A 16,377-nucleotide genomic window follows, 5' to 3' on the forward strand; every position below is an offset into this window, starting at 1 on the left:
GCATGGCCTTTCATGGAAGACATTTTATCCGATTGAGTCAGAAAGGTCAAATTGAACTGATTCTTCAAGGCGACTCCGGCGAGGAGGACGGGCTCCCGCAACGGGACCAGACTCGAAGGAGGACAGCGCCCTTTTGCTCAAGCCCTGCTCTCCGGACGCCTTGCGCGCGAAAGTCCGCGAAGTCTTAGGCTCCTCAAGGCAATAGGAACGAGGGGGAGGGCTGGTCCTTTCTAAAGGAAGGATCAACCCTCGTCCGATATGGAGCGCGAGCGGGGTTAAAACATTCCAGTCCACGTCCGCTCTTTCGAGCGAGTGTACTACCCCACCTATTTTGGACAGGTCGTTTCGTGTTTTTGACTCTCCAGTCCGCATAGAACGCGGCCGGTGACTGCATTCCGAGCGCACTGTGCGGCGCCTGCTGGTTGGAATGGTCGAGCCACACGGGGATCTGCCGTTCCACCGTCTCGAATGTCTCCAAGCAGGCCTGGGAGGGGATTCCGTTCTTCCATTCCTGCAAGAGCGCGAGCTTCTGCTCAGCCGCCCGCCGCCGCTTCCGTCCACGCCCATTCTGGACAGGTTTGATCGTCGCTTCCATTATCCCTCCTGACCTATTCTACCTGTCCAAATCTTAAGTGGGGCACGACAACCCGGTGCTTCGGGTGTCGCGAGAGAAGGTGCACAACCAGATTGAACGCTGGTTGACGCTGGACGAAGAGGCCCGGCTCCTAGCCGCGTCACCGAACTGGTTGAGGGAGATTCTACTCTTTGCCGTCAACACGGGTTGCGGCAGGGGGAGATCCTCGATCTTCAATGGCCCCAGGTGGACCTGTTCCGGAGGACGATCACCTTGCTGGAGCAGAAGAACCGGTGCAAGGACACGCTCCCGGTGAACGCCACCGCGTTGGAGGTCCTGAAAGAGAGGGCGAAGGTGCGGTCAGAGAAGACCGACTATGTCTTTTTCAACGGGGCCGAGAACCGGATGGACGCCAGGGACCTGCTTCGCGCCTTCTACGCGGCGCGGAAAAACGCCAAGATCGGGAAGTTCCGCTTCCATGACCTGCGGCACACCTTTGCGACCCGCTTCGTGCAAGCCGGTGTGGACCTCTACGCGGTCCAGAAGCTGGGCCGGTGGAAGACGATCTCTATGGTGATATGGTGATGCGGTACGCGCACCATTACCCGGAAAGCCTGCGGGCGGGCATCGAGGTATTGGACGGGGTGGGAAGCGGTAGGAGCACAAAATTAGCACAGTCGGGCGTCTGCGCGAACACCGTGCCGCTGCAAGTCGTTGAAAAAATGGTGCGCCCGGCAGGACTTGAACCTGCGACCTGCGGGTTCGAAGCCCGACGCTCTATCCAACTGAGCTACGGGCGCACCGGCTGAGACGGCCGAAATGAAACGGGGGACCGCTGCGTGAGCGAACGGTCCCCCGCGGTTGCCTTGACGGTTCATCTGCTCCCCGGCCAAGCGCCGGAGAGCCCACGTTCAGTAGCGGTCGCGGTCGCCGCCCCCGCCTCCACCGAACGGCCGCTTCTCCTGGGGTCGTGCCTCGTTCACCACGAGGGTCCGCCCGCCCAGGTTCGTTCCGTTCAGGCCCTGGATCGCCTTCTGCGCTTCTTCGCTCGTGGCCATCTCCACGAAGCCGAAGCCCCTCGACTGCCCGGTATACCGGTCCGTGATCACCTTCGCGGACTGGACCGTGCCGTATTGCGCGAACAGCTCGCTTAGCTGTTGCTCGGTGGTGGAATAGGGAAGACTGCCCACGTATAATTTGTTTCCCACGGCTACCTCCTGCACTGCTGTTGTCTTGAAGCGAGGGAACGGAGGGGAGAAGGAGAGATGCCACGGCGCGGGACGAACTGCACCATCAGGTCACTCAGCTTTCCGGCCAGCTTCCGCTCGCAAGGCAACATCGGTTCAGGGCCGCTCTGCCCGGCTCTCCATCACTCGGCCCCGTAGCGATGAATTGCGGCCCAAGCATAGCACGGGAGTCCGGGCAGATCAACTCGGAGGGCCCGATCCGGCGGACCGACTCCCGACCCGCCGTCCGTCTTCCGATCCGGGCTCGGTCCAGGCCGCCGGGACGGTTGTCGCCATGCTGACGGTGCGTCGGGCCGCGAAGAACGACTTTCCGGCTATCCTCCGGATCCAGCGGGAGGCCTTCTCGGAATATGCCCGGGTCTACGAGGTGAGCCCCTGGACCACCGAGACGCTGGAGAGCCTCGAGTCGGACGCGGCCGACAAGGCGATCCTGGTGGCCGAATGGGACGGGGCGGTCATCGGGTCGGTGCGTTTCTGGGTCGTGGCCGGGGTCTGCGTGATCCGCCTCCTCTCGGTCAGCCCCTCGCACCAGGGCCGCGGCGCGGGCAAGGCCTTGATGCGGGAGATCGAGCGGCTGGCGGCCGGGGCGCACAAGCTCTACGTCTGCACCATGCTCAAAACGCCGCGCAACATCGGGCTGTTCCTGGGTCTGGGCTACAGGCCGGAGGCCCTCCTGCCCAACCACTACCACGGGCTGGATCTCATCTGCTTCGCCAAATACCGGGAGCTGGCCGCCTCGTAGGTCGCCTCCGCCTCAGCCAGCGGCGCTGCGCAACGGGCGGCGCATCTTCGCCGCGCGGCTTGGACCCGCCTCCACGTCCAGCGTTTCCAGCGTGCTCCGGCAGAGGCGGATGAATTCCTGTGCCGCGATCCCCAGGCTCCGGTTGGCGAGGTGGACCAGCCCGACCGGATGGCGCGGCACCGGGTCGTAGAGCTCGATCACCCGCAGGGCGCCCCCCCGGTGCGTGTGGCGCACGTACAGCTCCGGCAGGATCGTGAGACCGGCCCCCTGCTTGACCGCCTCCAGGATTCCTTCGGGGGAAGTCATCTCCACCGAAACCTGGGGCCGCACCCCCGCCTCCCGACATTCCTCCTCTACCATCTTGCGCAGACAGTAGTCGGCCGGCATGAGGACGAGCGGAAACCGGGCCAGGTCCTTCATCCGCAGGCGGGCCTTCGGCGGGCGGAAGCCGGCCGGTGCAACGAGCGCCAGCGTCTCGTGGAACAGAGGGATGGAGGCCAGACGCTCGTCCGGGACCGGCAGGAGGCAGAGGCCGAGGTCCAGCCGGTTCGCGAGCAGGTCGGCCACGATGTCTCCGGAAGGCCTGGCCTGCACCTGGAGGTGGACGTTGGGAAACCGTTCACGGAACCGGCAGACCAGCGGAGGGATGAGGTAGAGGTTCACGCTGGACAGGGTGCCGACGAGCAGCCGTCCACGCTCCCCGCCCGTGAGCTCGTGGACGGCCTGCACCCCCTGCTCCAGCTCGCGCAGGACCCGGAGGACATGCTCTCGGAAGACCTCGCCTGCTTCGGTCAGGGCCACCTGCTTGCCGAGCCGGTCGAACAGGGGCGTCCCCAGTTCCTCCTCCAGCGCGGCCACCTGGATCGAGAGCGATGGCTGGGAGACGTGCACCGCCTCGGCCGCACGGGTGAAGTGCCGGTGCTCGGCCACCGCCAAGAAGTAATGCAACTGCCGCATCTCCATTCGAGACCCTCCCCGAAGTTCTCCCGATCGCTCGGTCAGTTGATAGGAATAAACTATCGTTTTTATCAAAACAATATATTGGACCTATGGCATCATAGCGGGGTATCGTCGGCCCGTCAACGATGATCCTGACCGTTCTCTCTTTTGTCATGGAGGTGCCATGGTGAGCGGAAATCTGAAAGACGTCAGCGGATGGGTTCTCTGGGCGGGCCTGGCGTGGTTCCTGGCGGGGGCCGCCGGCTGCGCGTCGGCGGGGCCGAGCGGCGCGCCTCCGGCCGCGTCGCTCTACGACAGGCTGGGCGGGAAGGCGGCGATCACGGCGGTGGTGGATCAGTTCGTGGCCAACGTGGCCGGCGACAAGCGGATCAACGGGCGCTTCGCCACGACCGACATCCCGAGGCTGAAGCGGCATCTGGTGGACCAGGTCTGCCAGGCCTCGGGCGGGCCCTGCGCCTACAAGGGCCGGGACATGAAGACGACGCACGCGGGCATGAGGATCTCGACGGCGGACTTCAACGCGCTGGTCGAGGACCTGGTCGGTGCGCTGAACCAGCTCAAGGTCCCGGCGAAGGAGCAGCAGGAATTGCTGGCCTTGCTGGGGCCGGCGCAGAAGGACATCGTCGAGGTGCCGTGACGTCGCCCATCACGGTCTACAGCGACTTCAACTGTCCCTTCTGTTACGCGCTGAACGAGCGGCTCCGATCACTGAGCGTCGAGGGGCAGGTGTCCTGGCGCGGCGTGCAGCATGCGCCGGGCCTGCCCGTGCCCCTGCGTCCGTGTCGCGGTGATCAGGCCGGCGAGCTAAAACGGGAGGTGGACGCGGTCCATCGGCTGGCCGCGGACCTGCCGATCACGGTGCCGCCGGGCAAGCCGAACACGGCACGGGCCATCCAGGCCGCGGCTTTTGCGATGTCGGCGGACCCTTCCCGGGGACGAGAATTCAAGGACCTGCTGTATCGGGCCCTCTGGTGCGAGGGCGCGGACCTCTCCGATCCCTCGGTCCTGGACCTCGTGGCGTGGCAAGCCGGATTCGCCGGCCTCTCGTTCGCCGGTCTGGACCGGCACTTGACGGCGGCGACCGTGGGCCGCTGGCAGAACGACTGGGAGCGGACCGGCCGCCTGGCCGTCCCGCTCCTGCTCCATCAGAACGGCCAGAGCCTCGTCGGGCTGCCGACAGCCGAGTCCCTGGCTTCCTTCCTCCGATCCGATTGATCTCGGAGCGGCTGATCGTCCGGTATGTGAGCGGGCGCGCGCTTAGGTGGGAAGGCTGGCTTCGAGGAGCAGTCGGGCGAGGATCTGTAACCGCGCGAAGTACTCGACCGCCTCGTCCGGCAGGTTCGGAAGGAGCGGCTCGAGGTCGGCCAGACAGCTCTCCAGGATCTCGACGCGCGGCTGGTCCAGCCCTCCCTCCGACTCCAGGTAAAAGGTCACGCAGCCGCTGATGACGGTGTCGAGCGTCATCAGCTCCCCTTCGCGGGGATCCGAGAAGCGGGGCCAGCCCGCGTTCCGGTGCTCGTCCCAGAGGGTCAGAAGCTCGCTCACGGGGCTCCGCTGAAGGAATCAATGGCGAGCAGCGTGGCGAGGACGGTCAGCACCAAGCCGGCCGCCCGGTGGGTCCAGAGCGGGATGCGCGTCCACCAGTCCGTCAGGGCCGTGCGCAGCCGGTCCGGCAGGCCGAGCAGCAGCAGGGCCTTGGCAGCGGCCACCAGGCCGAGCGTCGCCCAGAGCCAGACTCCCCGCCGCTCCGGGGCTCCGAGCACGAGCACCAGCCCCACCAGCAGCACCCCCTGCAGCAGGACAAATCGGCGAAGCGGATCGGACAGGACGGCCCGCATCCGCTCGATCCACCAAGCCGGCAAGGCGATCATGGCCACCCCGGCGGCGAGCCAGAGCAGGCTGATCAGGCCGAAGAGCAGCAGCGTCACCATCGGTACAGTCAACGCCTCACTCGTTGCCGAGCCAGCCGAGCGCATGGAGGAGCAGGAGGGCCAGCGTACAGAGGCCCAGGCCCCAGAACCGGTAATCCACGTCCTCCCGCTTGAGGCACCAGTCCAGCACGCCCTTCTTCAGTCGCTCCGGCCCCGCCGCCAGGAACAGGCCCTTCGCGACCATCGCGAGGCCCGTGACCGTCCAGAGGGGCTGGTAGTGCAGACCCTGCGCACCCAGGAGCAGCAGGAGGCCCAGGCCGGCCGCCGCCGCTTCCCAGCGCAGCACCGTCGGGGAGAGGGCGAGCGCGTCCCGCACCCGCTCCACCACCTGCCGGGGTGCGACCAAGAGCGCCAGCCCGTCGGCCATCCAGATGCCGGCGATCGCCGCCAGGACGTATTTCATCGCACACCGTGATCGGTGATGAGTGATCAGTGACGCGATAGGAATAGTGGATGCAGCACGCAGCGCTCACCCATCACTTGTCACCTTACTTATGGGTAGAGGCCGCGCGCCAGGTGCGCCTCGGCGACCTTGTCGATCCCGCTCATGAGGGCCGCCATCCGCATCGTCACCTTGCGGGTCCGGGCGAACTCCAGCGTGCGGTGGAAGGCGGCGACGATGATCTCGTGCAGCCGCTCGCGGATGTCCGCCTCCTTCCAGAAAAACCGCTGGACGTCCTGGACCCATTCGAAGTAGGACACGATCACGCCGCCGGAGTTGGCCAGGATGTCCGGGATGATGAAGACCCCCTTGTCGGTCAGGATCCGGTCGGCCTCCAGGGTGGTCGGCCCGTTGGCCCCCTCCGCCAGGATCTTGCAGCGAACCCCGCCCGCGTTCTTCTCGGTAATCTGCTCCGACAGGGCGGCCGGCACGAGCACGGTGCATTCGAGCGCCAGGAGCTCCTCGTTGGTGATGGCCTCGCCCAACTCGGGGTGCGCAAGCGAATGGCCGTCGGTGCGGTAGCACTTCAGCAGCGCGGGGATGTCCAGGCCCTTCGCGTTGTAGAGGCCGCTCGACTTGTCGCTGACCGCGATGACCTTGGCCCCGGCCTCCGCCATGATCCGGGCCGTGTGCGAGCCCACGTTCCCGAACCCCTGCACCGCCACGGTGGCCTGCTTCACGTCCAGCCCCAGGTGCCGCATGGCTTCCAGGGTCACGTTCACGACGCCGCGCCCCGTCGCTTCCTCGCGCCCCAGGCTCCCGCCGATCGAAAGCGGCTTGCCGGTCACGACCCCCGGCGACGCGTAGCCCACCTGCTGGCTGTAGGTGTCCATGATCCAGGCCATGACCTGGGCGTTGGTGCCGACGTCGGGCGCGGGCACGTCCTCGTCCGGCCCGATGATTGGGAAGATCTCGGACGCGTACCGGCGCGTCAGCCGCTGGAGCTCCCCGCGGGACAGCTTTTCCGGCGCCACCCGCACGCCGCCCTTGGCCCCGCCGTAGGGCAGGCCGGCCAGCGCGCACTTCCAGGTCATCCACATGGCCAGCGCAGCCACTTCGCCCAGGTTCACGTCCGGGTGGTAGCGGATGCCGCCTTTCGAGGGGCCGCGGGAGGAGTCGTGCTGCACGCGATAGCCGGTGAAGACTTTGACGGACCCGTCGTCCATCCGCACGGGTACGCTCACGATGAGCGAGCGCTCCGGCAGCTTCAGCCGCTCCCGCAAATTCGGATCCAGGTTCATGCGCTCCGCCGCCTCGTCAAACTGGGCGACGGCAAGCCGGTACGTATGGTTGTCGAGCTCGTTCACCATGTGTCCATCCCGATCGCGTTCCGCTCGGCCCGCTCGCCCGGGCCGGCCTCCTGCCCATCCGTCCCGTCCATCCACTCCAGGCCGAAGGTCCTGGCAAACTCCTCCGCGACCCGCCGCCGGACCAGCGTGATGTCCGGGACCGGCTGGCCGGCCCGGGCGAGCTCGGCCTGCATCGAGGTGACGCGGCAGCCGGCGATCCCGCAGGGGACGATCCGGTCGAACGGCGCGAGGTCCACGGTCACGTTCAACGCGAACCCGTGCATGGTCACGCCCCGCACGATCCGGACCCCCAGCGCCGCGATCTTCCTCGGCCGGCTCGCCGGATCGGACGGGTCCGGGTCCGTCCACACGCCCGGGAACTTTTCGACCCTTCGGCCGGTGAGGCCCCAGGCGGCGAGGGTGCGGATGAGCGCTTCCTCGATGAGCCTGACGTAGGCCTTGGGGCCGGGACAGAAGTCCGCCAGACGCAGGATCGGGTAGCCCACGACCTGGCCCGGCCCGTGATAGGTGACGGAGCCGCCCCGCTCCACGTGATAGAGGGGATAGCCGGCCGCGCTGAGCGCCTCGTCTCCGCCCCAGTGGCCGGCCTGTCCGCTCCGCCCGACCGTGAAGACCGGCTCATGCTCGAGGAGGAGCAGGCTGTCGGGCCGCCGGTCGGCGATCCGCTCCTCCACCAGCCGGTGCTGGAGGGCCCAGGCGTCGCCGTAGCGAAGCCGGTCATGCTGCACGAGCGCCGCGACGCGTGTCGTGGACGGGATGGGCATGGCGCAAGATCAAGACGAGGTGGTGATGCAATGAAGAAACTATAGCACAGGCTCCGGGACCCCACAACGAGCCCTGTACCTCTCCTGGGCCCGAGACCCGGGCAGCCGGACCGGCCTCGCGGTCGCCTGTCGCCGTGGCGGTGACGGCTCCTCCGTGACTCCCGCCGGCCATTCTGCTACAACCGGCGTGATCCCCCTTGGCCCTTGCCGATGATGGGGAGCCATTTCCAAGGAGGACCTGCCATGGCCTGGTCGCGCGGCATACCGGCTCTGATCGTGGCCATAACGTTCGGCGTTGGGAATACGTGGACGACCTTTGCCCAGGGACCAAAGCCGGAATCGCCGCCGCCTTCCGTGATCCTCGCAAAGACCGTGAGGGGACACCTGATCAGGATCGAACGAGAATCGTACGTGCTGAAAGATGACAGAGGTGAGGAAGTGCGGATCGAAGTGGGCAGAGACACCCTGCTCGACAAGACCGTCGCGGTCGGCGATCTCATCGAGGCCGAGGTGTCGCCGGATGGCCATGCCCGCTCGATCGTGAAGGCTCGCCAGTGACAGGAGGGCGCTATCTCGGCGGCGCGCGTGCGTCGGAAGAGGGATGGACGGGGCGGAGCCGTTTCAAAGATCGCCGTCGCGGAGGGATCAGGCGCCCTCCCGCGCCTGACGGTTCAGCTCCTTCATCCGTGCATCGGCGAGGAACTCCTGGAGACTTTCAAGGAGGGCCTTGTTCAACAGCGTCTCGACGCCGTGCCGGTCGAATCCGAACGTCCACTCCGACTTTTCCCCTTTGACGGTCAAGTCAATCGGCTTCTCCCTTCCTGCGCCCGAGAGCTCGAACGCCAGCTTGGTCCTGACCGTCATCGTCGTGATCGCGAGCCAGCCCCGTACCTCCACCGCGCACTCCAGCAAGCTCCCGGTCAGCGTGACGTAGGGCCTCCCCTCGGGAGGGGCTACCCCTGGCTTCGCGAGCCACGCCCGCCATCCCTTCTCGTGCTTCAAATGGTCTATGAACACCTGCGCCGCGATGTCCCCGATCTCCCCTCCCTCGATGTTGAAGTAGGCCTTCGTCACCCAGAGCTGGGTGTGGCTTCCCAGCCTGCTCCCTTCCGGCCGCGCATCCCTGAGCGGCGCCACGGCAAACCCCAGCGTATCCCGTTCCGAAGGTGCGGCCTGCACTGCGGGGGGGAGTGCCCGGATTTCGAGCGGAATCACCCGGTCCGCGCCGGAGCACCCTCCGAGCAGCGAACCGACCAATCCCAGGGCTGCCGGAATCCACAAAGCGAGCCTCTCTCCCCCGCATCTCTTCACGACCTAATTGGGGATCACAAGGTTGGTCATGCGGTACCCGATCACCACGAACACGGTGTACTGATTGAAGTGCGTTTCCCCCTCGTACCACCGGGTCGAGAGGATGTGCCGTCCGGTCTCCCGCTCGGACACGTCCAGCAACAAGCGGATGAGGGCCTGGTTGTGCTCCTCCTTGAACAACGCGATCTCCGGCGTGGAAATGGGCAAGAGCGCGCTTTGCATGGACGGCAGCCCGATAAGGTTCTTCCCCTGCTCGGTGCCCAGGCTTTGGGCCAGCACCCGCACCAGGTAGGCGGCGTCTCTCTCCTGTTTCTGGACGCGCAGTCCCTGGGCCCCGAGGCGTTTGGCCACCATGTCCCGGACGAACGAGAGAAGCAGGGGCGGGCTCGGCGCGACGACGTCGATGGAGACGGTGGCCCCCTCCGGCAGCGGAAGGCTGATCGGGGCGACGCTCCGTTCCACGGCCTGGCTGAAGAGCAATTGCTCGATCGCGGTGCGCTGCTCCATCCAGTGAGACGGGTCTCGGGACATGGCGCAGCCCGTCAGCAGCGCCAGCAGGAGTGCTCCCCAGCCGAGGGATCTGCCGGCGAACCCTGCCGGGCCGTCGGTCCCTCTCCGCACGGACGTTCTCGGCAAGCCGGACGGCATGGTCTCGCGCGGCGCGCCCGCTCGTCCCATCACACGGCGACTCCGTCAGAAAGGGGCGGCAGGATCCCCGCCTCCCGAAGACAGCTCGCCGTCCACGCATGGATGTCGTGGATGCGCAGATACCCGCGCATCGCGCGCATCCGCCGCCGCCGCTCCTCCGTCGGCATTTCGAGCGCTTGCGCGATGGCGTCGGCCGTGCCTTCCAGGTCGTACGGATTGATGACCAGCGCGTCGGTCAATTCCTCGGCCGCCCCGGCCATCTGGCTCACGAGCAGGAGGCCGTTCCCGTCAAACTGGGACGCCACGTATTCTTTTGCCGTCAGGTTCATGCCGTCACATGCCGAGCTGGCCAGGGCCAGCTCCGCCATCCGGTAGTACGCCACGCGCTCGACGAAGCCGATGCGGCCTTCAAGATATTCGATCGGCCGCCAGCCGCCTCGACCGAAGCGGCCGTTGATCTCGGAGACGGCCTGACGGACCACTTCCCCGCCGCGACCGGCGGCGTCTGCTTCGCTTCGGGTCTGGATTCCAATCAGAAGGAACGTGAACTTCCCGACATGGTGAGCGTGGCGGTCGAAGAACGTCTCGAGAGCCCACAGACGCTTGAGCAGCCCTTCCGTGTAGTCCAGACGATCCAGGCCCAGACCGAGCCGCACGCCGGTGACGAGCCCGAGCCGTTCCCGGATCGGAGCCATGGCCCGTTTGACGGCGGGAGTGTTGGCGATGCGCGAGATGGCGCGGAGATCCACGCTGGCGGGGTGCGCGACGACGCCGGTCCGGTGCCCCTGGTAGGCGACGACCGTCCCGGCCTCGTCCGCCTCGGCGTTCAGAAATTGCCTGGCGCAGTCCACGAACAGCTTGGCGGCACCGTGGGTCTGGAAGACCAGGCTGTCCGCGGCCAGCAGGCCTTCCAAGACCTCACGGCCCTCGGGCAGGATGCGAAACACGTTCGGGCCTGGCCAGGGAATGGGCCAGAACACCGCCACGTTCGCGGCGGGCCGGGCCGCTCTGATCAGCCTGGGGAGCAGTGCGAGGCGGAAATCGCGCACCCAGACCAGCCCCGGCCGACCGCGCGATGCCTCCAGCACGGCCCTGGCGGAACGTTCGTTGGCGGCGACATAGCCGTCCCAGAGCGTCTTCCGGTAGGCGATCCGGTCCAGTGCGATGTGGCAGAGCGGCCAGAGCACCTGGGCGGCATAGCCCGGGTCGCCTCCTTTTTCCTCCTGGCTCCACCGGACGCGACGCAGGCGCCAAGCGGGCGCGTTGGGCGGACCCTCGATCCCGTCACGGGCGACGGCCGTTTCCCGATCATCCTCCCCGTTCTCCCACGATACCCAGGTCTCTCCGAACTGCTCCAGGATCGGGTCGAGGGCGGTCGTCAGCCCTCCCTCGGCCCTCTCGGAGGGGGTCCGTTCCGGAGCCAGCCGGTGTTCGGACGGCCGGTGATTGGACGCGACGACGAGGGATGGACTCGGCATCCTGCTTCCTTCTATCTCTTTCGCCGCCCCGTGCCGGTCACGGCGACGCCGCTTCCGGTTTCGCATACCGGATGGCGGTCCCCTTCAACGAATTGATCGTCTCCTCGTACGGCACGGCCGCGTAAGCGGGCCCGTAGCCCAGACCGCCGTAGCCGACCCCGCCGTAACCCCAAGGATCAGGCCCGTAGTAGGGCATGATCCGCCCACTGCTCGCCGAGCCTGGCCCTTTGATCGGGGCTCTCCGCGGCCTGTCGGAGCAGCTCCCGAGCCAGCTCCAGATGGTCTCGCTGCAACACCCACTGTTGCCGGCGAAGGCGCCAAGCGGACAGATCCAGGGCTTGCAGGTCGTTGAACGTGGAGCCGGCCCGGTCCGGCGGCCGCTCCAGGTCCGGCATCCGCTTGTCGAGACCCTCGATGCTGGCCGTCAGTTGCGCGATTCGGCCCGCGTCGTCAGGGTCAGTCCGGAAAGCACGAGAGACTCTGTTGAGGGCAGCCATACCAGGTCGGCGGACCAGGATACGGGCTGCTCGGCAAGTCCCATGGCCCGATTTCCCGATAGTAGGGCCGCGGATAGACCGGATGTCTCCCGTACGGATAAGGACCCGGCGGCGGGGACACGCCGTCGCCGCCGCAGCCGGCCATGACCGCCACGAGAAGCCCGACGAGCAGCCCCGTGATGCTTGGAGACGTCGCGCAGTTTCCATACGTCGCCTCCCTGGTGGCGCATCGGGACTCGCGGCCCCGTGATGTGCACGATGACCGTCCCATGAAGGGATCTGACGAAGAGTTGCACGGAAGGATGATGGGAACCGACGCTCTGTGACGATCGAACCGGGCCCGCGAGGAATCCTGGCGACCCGGCGGAGCTAGGCCACCTCTCGCGAACCGGGCTCACTTGACGGCCTTGAGCGAGACGGCGTTGCCGTTCGCGTCGACCTGGGCTTCGACGCGGGCGCCTTCCTTTACTTGGCCCTCGATCTTGGCGTTTTTCCCGAGGTTGAGGAGTTGGCTCTTCCCGGACGCGTCCTTGACGACGCACACGTCGGCGGAGATCATCATCACCTCGCCTCTCACGGTCTGGAGCGTCCCGTCGGCACCGGGGCCGGCCGAGCCGGCCTGCGTGCGGGAGCCCCCGTCCGGCGGCGTCGCGGCCGATGCGCCGTCGGGGCCTGGCCAGCAGGCCAGCGCCGCGGCGACCGCCGTCGTAGCGAGGCTTAGACGACGGACGGTCCATCCGATCCCCTCTTTCGCCATCTCCCTCCTCCGGTTTACGCGAACCGCGCGCGTCCCGCGCCTCATCCCTTGCCTTGGCAGCCCCTCGCGATCCCGACGCTCAGATCAGGTCGTGAGCCAACCGGCCGTTCGACGGGATGGCGACACGCTCCGTCGAGCCGACGAGCTGCTCGTACACGCGCAGGTAATCCTGCGCCATCCGCTCGACCGTGAACCGTTCATCAAACGCCCGCCGACACCGGGACCGGTCGATCTGCGATACTCGCTGCACGGCGTCGGCCATGCGGCCGAGATGGTCGCACACGAAGCCGGTGCAGCCGTCCTCGATGATCTCGGGTATCGAGCCGCGGCGGTACGCCAGCACGGGCGTCCCGCAGGCCAAGGCTTCGATGAAGACGATCCCGAACGGCTCGGGCCAGTCGTAGGGGCAGACAAGGGCGTAGGCGTCGCCGAGAAAGTCGTTTTTCTCGGCGTCCGTGATTTCGCCGACGTATTCCACCAGCGGGTGGTTCATGAGCGGCTCGATTTCGGCGCGGAAGTACTCACGGTCGGCCGGGTCCACTTTCGCGGCGATGCGCAGGGGCATCCCCGTGCGCTTGGCGACCTCGATCGCATGGTCCGGCCGCTTCTCCGGCGAGATCCGTCCGAGAAAGGCCAAATATCGGCCCGGCCCGGAACGGAAGGTGTAGAGGTTCCGGGGCAGCCCGTGGTGCACCGTCGCCTGCCAGTTGGCCCACGGCATCGGCCGACGCTGGGCGTCGGAGATGGACACCAGGGGCATCTCGGCAAATTCCCGGAAGACCGGCTGCAGCTCGGGCAGGTCCAGCCGGCCGTGGAGGGTCGTCAGCACCGGCACGTGGCACCGCCGGGCCAAAGGGAAGCCCAGGAAGTCCAAGTGGGAGTGGATGACGTCGAAGTCGCCCGGCGACCCGAACGCCTGCTCGAGCAGCATGATCAGCGGCGCATCTCGGTTGAAGATCCCCGTGTTCAGACGGAGGGCTTGAGGACAGACGGCCCGAAGCTCGGCGTCCGTCACCGAGTCTCCGCTTGCAAACAGCACGACCTCGTGCCCCAGCCGGGTCAGTTCTTCGGTGACGTAGGACACGATCCGCTCCGTGCCGCCGTAGAACCTTGGCGGAACGCTCTCCCATAAGGGCGAGACCTGCGCGATTTTCATCCCCTGTCTCCTTCACGTGGTGGTTCGCGCAGACTCCGGACCTTTCCCCTGCGTTCTCCGCGCGACGTGGTGATTGATCGAGCCGTCTGGGCGGCCTTCCGGGACGCTTTCCTCCTACACACTTAACAAACGGATTCCCCGCTTCCAATGGACAAGATTTGGTTGCGTACGTGAAAATGTCCAGTGGCGAGAGAGGGGAAAAACCCCAGGTGAAACGGGGGATTACGAGAGATTCCGAGAGACGGTCGGCGCGGTTGCCGGGACGCCCGCCTTCCGCGGGGAGGAGCCCTCGCCAGGGCCAGTCAGGGCTCTCGCGTGCTTCGCTCCGCCAGCCGGCGCAGCAACGAAAGGACGGTCGCCGGCCCCGGCACCCACGCCCCTTCGCCGGCCGCGTCTCGCCGCCCGCCGACCCGCACCGCCAGCCCCCGTCCCCGCACGACGCGGAAGGCGGGGAAGTCCGTGCGGTCGTCCCCGAAATAGACAGGCACGCGTCCGCGCGCCCACGGTTCCTTCAGCAGGCGGGCGACGGCGGTCCCTTTGTTCCACGGCCCAGGCGGCCTGGCCTCCAGCACGCGCTTGCCGCGGAGCAGCACTGCGGCTCCGCTTCGGAGCCAGGGGGCCAGGGCTTGCCGGGCCCGCCGCCTGAGGCGCCGGCGTCGGGCCGGGCTGACCGCGCGGTCGTGCAGGGCGACGCTGTGTTCCTTGTCCTCAATCAGGGCGCCCGGAACTTCGGCCGCCGCAGCCGCGAGCGCGCGGATCCACGAGCGGACCGTCTTCCGCGGGGCCGGACGTCCCAGCCAGCGGGCGGTCGAGCCGTCTTCCTGATAGAGGAGTCCGTGGCAAGCCACGTACCGGAGCTCCGGCAGCCCGACCCGCCGCCGCAAGTCGGAGAGTGCCCGGCCGCTGACGATCACGACCGGGATCGAGCGGGCCAGCCGGCGCAGGACCTGCCGGACGGAGGCGTGCAGTCGCGCGTCGCATGGCCGCCGAACGATCGGCGTCAACGTGCCGTCGTAGTCGAGAAACAGGAGCAGCCGGTGAAGCGGCAGGGCCGCCAGCCTGGCGCGGAGCGAGGGGCGCCTCATTCCGCAGCAGCTTCCTGGGGAATCGGCAGGACCAGGCCGGCCTCGCGCAGGCAGCGTACGACCCACATGTGGACATCGTTGGCCTGGAGATGTCTGCGCATCGCTTGCATCCGGCGGTGCCGCTCCGCCATCGGCATCGCGAGCGCTCGCGCAACGGCGTCGGCCGTGCCTTCCAGGTCGTAGGGATTGATGATGAGGGCTTCAGTCAACTCTTCCGACGCGCCGGCCATCTGGCTCACGAGCAGCGCGCCCTCTCCGTCCGTTTGAGAGGCCACGTACTCCTTCGCGACCAGATTCATCCCGTCATAGACCGAGCTGACCAGGGCCAGGTCCGCCATGCGGTAGCAGGCGACCAGCGTCTCGAAGCTGATCCGGCCTTCCAGATAGGCGATGGGCCGCCAGCCGTCGCGACCGTACCGGCCGTTGATTTCGGCCACGGTCTGGCGGATCATCTCGCGATAGCGGCGGTAGGCCTCCACCTCGCTCCGCGTCGGGACTGCGATCTGGACGAAGGTGAACCGGCCCGCATACTGCGGGAAGCGGTCGAAAAACGTGTCCAGCGCCCCCAGGCGCTTGAGCAGCCCTTTCGTGTAGTCCAACCGGTCCACGCCCAGCCCCAGCCGCACCTCCGGGCCGAGATGGAGCCGCTCCTTGATCTGGACCATCGCCCGCTTGACGGCCTGGGTCTCCGCCGTCTCGGAGAAGCTCCGGAAGTCCACGCTGATGGCGTGCGCGGCGAGGCTGGTCCGATGCCCCTTGTAGTCGATGGCGGTCCCGCCGTTTCCCACTTCGGCCTTCAGGAATTGCCGGGCGCAGTCGGCGAACAGCCGGACGGAGTCGGCGGTCTGGAAGACCAGGCTGTCCGCCGCCAGCAGTCCTTCCAAGATCTCGCGTCGTTGGGGCAGGATGCGGAACACGTCCGGGCCCGGCCAGGGGATGTGCCAAAACATCGCGATCGTGGTGCCGGGACGGGCGTTGCGGAGCAAGCCCGGCAGCAGGGCGAGGTGGAAATCGTGGCCCCAGACCAGCCCCGGACGCTCCCTCAGCTCGTCCAGCACGGCCTCGGCGAAGCGCCGGTTCATGGCGGCGTAGCTCTCCCAGAACGTCTTCCGGTAGGTCACCCGGTCCAACGTGATGTGACAGAGGGGCCAGAGCACTTGGTTCGCGTAGCCCAGGTATCCGCCCTTCACCTCGTCCTCGCCCAGCCAGACGCGATGGAGCCGGTAGGTCGGCGCCTCGGGCGGCACATCGAGACCCGCCCGGGCGTCCACCGGCTCCCGATCCCCGTCCCCGCTTCCCCACGCGACCCAGGTCCCGCCGAGCCGCCTGAGCACCGGGTCGAGGGCCGAGGTCAGGCCGCCGTCGGTCCGCTGGCACGTGAGCTGTCCCTTGACCCGCCGATGCTCGTACGGCTCGCGGTTCGACACGACGATGATGGGTGGGTTTGGCATCACGGTCTCCCTTGGGCTCCCCGC

At 67.3% G+C, this 16,377-nt stretch carries 21 protein-coding genes and 1 tRNA gene; 5 read left to right on the forward strand and 17 right to left on the reverse strand.

Annotation, left to right across the window (positions count from 1 at the left end; all coding sequences use genetic code 11):
- The first annotated feature begins 781 nt into the window (after window positions 1-781).
- A complete protein-coding gene (locus AB1411_13110) occupies window positions 782-1,159 on the forward strand; it encodes a site-specific integrase (protein ID MEW6544534.1) in 378 nt (125 codons plus the stop codon).
- A 138-nt stretch (window positions 1,160-1,297) separates the two neighbouring features.
- Here AB1411_13110 and AB1411_13115 read toward each other — a convergent pair.
- Window positions 1,298-1,374: transfer RNA gene (locus tag AB1411_13115), tRNA-Arg, on the reverse strand.
- A 111-nt stretch (window positions 1,375-1,485) separates the two neighbouring features.
- Window positions 1,486-1,782, reverse strand: coding sequence for an RNA-binding protein (locus AB1411_13120; protein ID MEW6544535.1), 297 nt, complete (start codon window positions 1,780-1,782; stop codon window positions 1,486-1,488).
- A gap of 313 nt (window positions 1,783-2,095) precedes the next feature.
- Between AB1411_13120 and AB1411_13125 the strand changes: the two genes are divergently transcribed.
- Window positions 2,096-2,563, forward strand: coding sequence for a GNAT family N-acetyltransferase (locus tag AB1411_13125; protein MEW6544536.1), 468 nt, complete (start codon window positions 2,096-2,098; stop codon window positions 2,561-2,563).
- 12 nt (window positions 2,564-2,575) lie between these two features.
- On the opposite strand, the gene AB1411_13130 is transcribed toward AB1411_13125, so the two are convergent.
- On the reverse strand, window positions 2,576-3,526 hold the full coding sequence (locus AB1411_13130; GenBank protein ID MEW6544537.1) for a LysR substrate-binding domain-containing protein: 951 nt from the start codon (window positions 3,524-3,526) through the stop codon (window positions 2,576-2,578).
- Window positions 3,527-3,686: 160 nt separating this feature from the next.
- Here AB1411_13130 and AB1411_13135 point away from each other — a divergent pair, with 160 nt between their 5' ends.
- Entirely contained in the window at window positions 3,687-4,160 is a 474-nt protein-coding gene (locus tag AB1411_13135; GenBank protein ID MEW6544538.1) for a group 1 truncated hemoglobin, read from the forward strand.
- Entirely contained in the window at window positions 4,157-4,738 is a 582-nt protein-coding gene (locus AB1411_13140) for a DsbA family protein (protein ID MEW6544539.1), read from the forward strand. Before AB1411_13135 ends, AB1411_13140 begins: the two co-directional genes overlap by 4 nt.
- A 42-nt stretch (window positions 4,739-4,780) precedes the next feature.
- Here the strand turns inward: AB1411_13140 and AB1411_13145 are convergent, their stop codons facing one another.
- From AB1411_13145 to lipB, 5 genes are all read right to left on the reverse strand, one after another.
- On the reverse strand, window positions 4,781-5,068 hold the full coding sequence (locus AB1411_13145; GenBank protein ID MEW6544540.1) for a hypothetical protein: 288 nt from the start codon (window positions 5,066-5,068) through the stop codon (window positions 4,781-4,783).
- A complete protein-coding gene (locus AB1411_13150; protein MEW6544541.1) occupies window positions 5,065-5,466 on the reverse strand; it encodes a hypothetical protein in 402 nt (133 codons plus the stop codon). The genes AB1411_13145 and AB1411_13150 overlap by 4 nt, the downstream gene beginning before the upstream one ends.
- 4 nt (window positions 5,467-5,470) lie before the next feature.
- Window positions 5,471-5,857 (reverse strand): hypothetical protein, encoded by a 387-nt coding sequence (locus AB1411_13155; protein MEW6544542.1) that lies wholly within the window; start codon window positions 5,855-5,857, stop codon window positions 5,471-5,473.
- A gap of 89 nt (window positions 5,858-5,946) precedes the next feature.
- A complete protein-coding gene (locus AB1411_13160) occupies window positions 5,947-7,206 on the reverse strand; it encodes a Glu/Leu/Phe/Val dehydrogenase (protein MEW6544543.1) in 1,260 nt (419 codons plus the stop codon).
- On the reverse strand, window positions 7,200-7,970 hold the full coding sequence (lipB, locus tag AB1411_13165) for a lipoyl(octanoyl) transferase LipB (protein ID MEW6544544.1): 771 nt from the start codon (window positions 7,968-7,970) through the stop codon (window positions 7,200-7,202). The genes AB1411_13160 and lipB overlap by 7 nt, the downstream gene beginning before the upstream one ends.
- A 243-nt stretch (window positions 7,971-8,213) precedes the next feature.
- Between lipB and AB1411_13170 the strand changes: the two genes are divergently transcribed.
- Complete coding sequence (locus AB1411_13170) at window positions 8,214-8,528, forward strand: hypothetical protein (protein ID MEW6544545.1); 315 nt, start codon at window positions 8,214-8,216, stop codon at window positions 8,526-8,528.
- A gap of 87 nt (window positions 8,529-8,615) precedes the next feature.
- On the opposite strand, the gene AB1411_13175 is transcribed toward AB1411_13170, so the two are convergent.
- From AB1411_13175 to AB1411_13215, 9 genes are all read right to left on the reverse strand, one after another.
- Window positions 8,616-9,251: a hypothetical protein gene (locus AB1411_13175; protein ID MEW6544546.1), complete on the reverse strand. Its 636-nt coding sequence runs from the start codon at window positions 9,249-9,251 to the stop codon at window positions 8,616-8,618.
- Between the two features lie 33 nt (window positions 9,252-9,284).
- Complete coding sequence (locus AB1411_13180) at window positions 9,285-9,959, reverse strand: hypothetical protein (GenBank protein MEW6544547.1); 675 nt, start codon at window positions 9,957-9,959, stop codon at window positions 9,285-9,287.
- Window positions 9,959-11,407, reverse strand: a complete 1,449-nt coding sequence (locus AB1411_13185; GenBank protein ID MEW6544548.1) for a trehalose-6-phosphate synthase — start codon at window positions 11,405-11,407, stop codon at window positions 9,959-9,961. The genes AB1411_13180 and AB1411_13185 overlap by 1 nt, the downstream gene beginning before the upstream one ends.
- A 37-nt stretch (window positions 11,408-11,444) precedes the next feature.
- Window positions 11,445-11,603, reverse strand: a complete 159-nt coding sequence (locus tag AB1411_13190) for a hypothetical protein (protein ID MEW6544549.1) — start codon at window positions 11,601-11,603, stop codon at window positions 11,445-11,447.
- Window positions 11,584-11,904 (reverse strand): hypothetical protein, encoded by a 321-nt coding sequence (locus AB1411_13195; GenBank protein MEW6544550.1) that lies wholly within the window; start codon window positions 11,902-11,904, stop codon window positions 11,584-11,586. The genes AB1411_13190 and AB1411_13195 overlap by 20 nt, the downstream gene beginning before the upstream one ends.
- A gap of 394 nt (window positions 11,905-12,298) precedes the next feature.
- A complete protein-coding gene (locus AB1411_13200) occupies window positions 12,299-12,661 on the reverse strand; it encodes a hypothetical protein (GenBank protein ID MEW6544551.1) in 363 nt (120 codons plus the stop codon).
- Window positions 12,662-12,740: 79 nt separating this feature from the next.
- The gene (locus AB1411_13205; GenBank protein MEW6544552.1) at window positions 12,741-13,817 is read right to left on the reverse strand and encodes a glycosyltransferase family 4 protein; all 1,077 of its coding nucleotides are present in this window, start codon (window positions 13,815-13,817) and stop codon (window positions 12,741-12,743) included.
- Window positions 13,818-14,119: 302 nt separating this feature from the next.
- Window positions 14,120-14,902 (reverse strand): trehalose-phosphatase, encoded by a 783-nt coding sequence (gene otsB, locus AB1411_13210; protein ID MEW6544553.1) that lies wholly within the window; start codon window positions 14,900-14,902, stop codon window positions 14,120-14,122.
- The gene (locus AB1411_13215; protein ID MEW6544554.1) at window positions 14,899-16,353 is read right to left on the reverse strand and encodes a trehalose-6-phosphate synthase; all 1,455 of its coding nucleotides are present in this window, start codon (window positions 16,351-16,353) and stop codon (window positions 14,899-14,901) included. The genes otsB and AB1411_13215 overlap by 4 nt, the downstream gene beginning before the upstream one ends.
- Between the last annotated feature and the right edge of the window lie 24 nt (window positions 16,354-16,377).

This window comes from Nitrospirota bacterium, assembly GCA_040757595.1.
Taxonomy (GTDB): Bacteria; Nitrospirota; Nitrospiria; order Nitrospirales; family Nitrospiraceae; genus JBFLWP01.

Bases quoted from the DNA above. Each gene is read 5' to 3' on its own strand.
- AB1411_13160 (MEW6544543.1), bottom strand. From the start codon at position 7,206: ATGGTGAACGAGCTCGACAACCATACGTACCGGCTTGCCGTCGCCCAG.
- AB1411_13195 (MEW6544550.1), bottom strand. From the start codon at position 11,904: ATGGCTGCCCTCAACAGAGTCTCTCGTGCTTTCCGGACTGACCCTGAC.
- AB1411_13125 (MEW6544536.1), top strand. From the start codon at position 2,096: ATGCTGACGGTGCGTCGGGCCGCGAAGAACGACTTTCCGGCTATCCTC.
- AB1411_13130 (MEW6544537.1), bottom strand. From the start codon at position 3,526: ATGGAGATGCGGCAGTTGCATTACTTCTTGGCGGTGGCCGAGCACCGG.
- AB1411_13135 (MEW6544538.1), top strand. From the start codon at position 3,687: ATGGTGAGCGGAAATCTGAAAGACGTCAGCGGATGGGTTCTCTGGGCG.
- AB1411_13155 (MEW6544542.1), bottom strand. From the start codon at position 5,857: ATGAAATACGTCCTGGCGGCGATCGCCGGCATCTGGATGGCCGACGGG.
- AB1411_13190 (MEW6544549.1), bottom strand. From the start codon at position 11,603: ATGCCCTACTACGGGCCTGATCCTTGGGGTTACGGCGGGGTCGGCTAC.
- AB1411_13185 (MEW6544548.1), bottom strand. From the start codon at position 11,407: ATGCCGAGTCCATCCCTCGTCGTCGCGTCCAATCACCGGCCGTCCGAA.
- lipB (MEW6544544.1), bottom strand. From the start codon at position 7,970: ATGCCCATCCCGTCCACGACACGCGTCGCGGCGCTCGTGCAGCATGAC.
- AB1411_13200 (MEW6544551.1), bottom strand. From the start codon at position 12,661: ATGGCGAAAGAGGGGATCGGATGGACCGTCCGTCGTCTAAGCCTCGCT.
- AB1411_13170 (MEW6544545.1), top strand. From the start codon at position 8,214: ATGGCCTGGTCGCGCGGCATACCGGCTCTGATCGTGGCCATAACGTTC.
- AB1411_13205 (MEW6544552.1), bottom strand. From the start codon at position 13,817: ATGAAAATCGCGCAGGTCTCGCCCTTATGGGAGAGCGTTCCGCCAAGG.
- AB1411_13215 (MEW6544554.1), bottom strand. From the start codon at position 16,353: ATGCCAAACCCACCCATCATCGTCGTGTCGAACCGCGAGCCGTACGAG.
- otsB (MEW6544553.1), bottom strand. From the start codon at position 14,902: ATGAGGCGCCCCTCGCTCCGCGCCAGGCTGGCGGCCCTGCCGCTTCAC.
- AB1411_13180 (MEW6544547.1), bottom strand. From the start codon at position 9,959: ATGGGACGAGCGGGCGCGCCGCGCGAGACCATGCCGTCCGGCTTGCCG.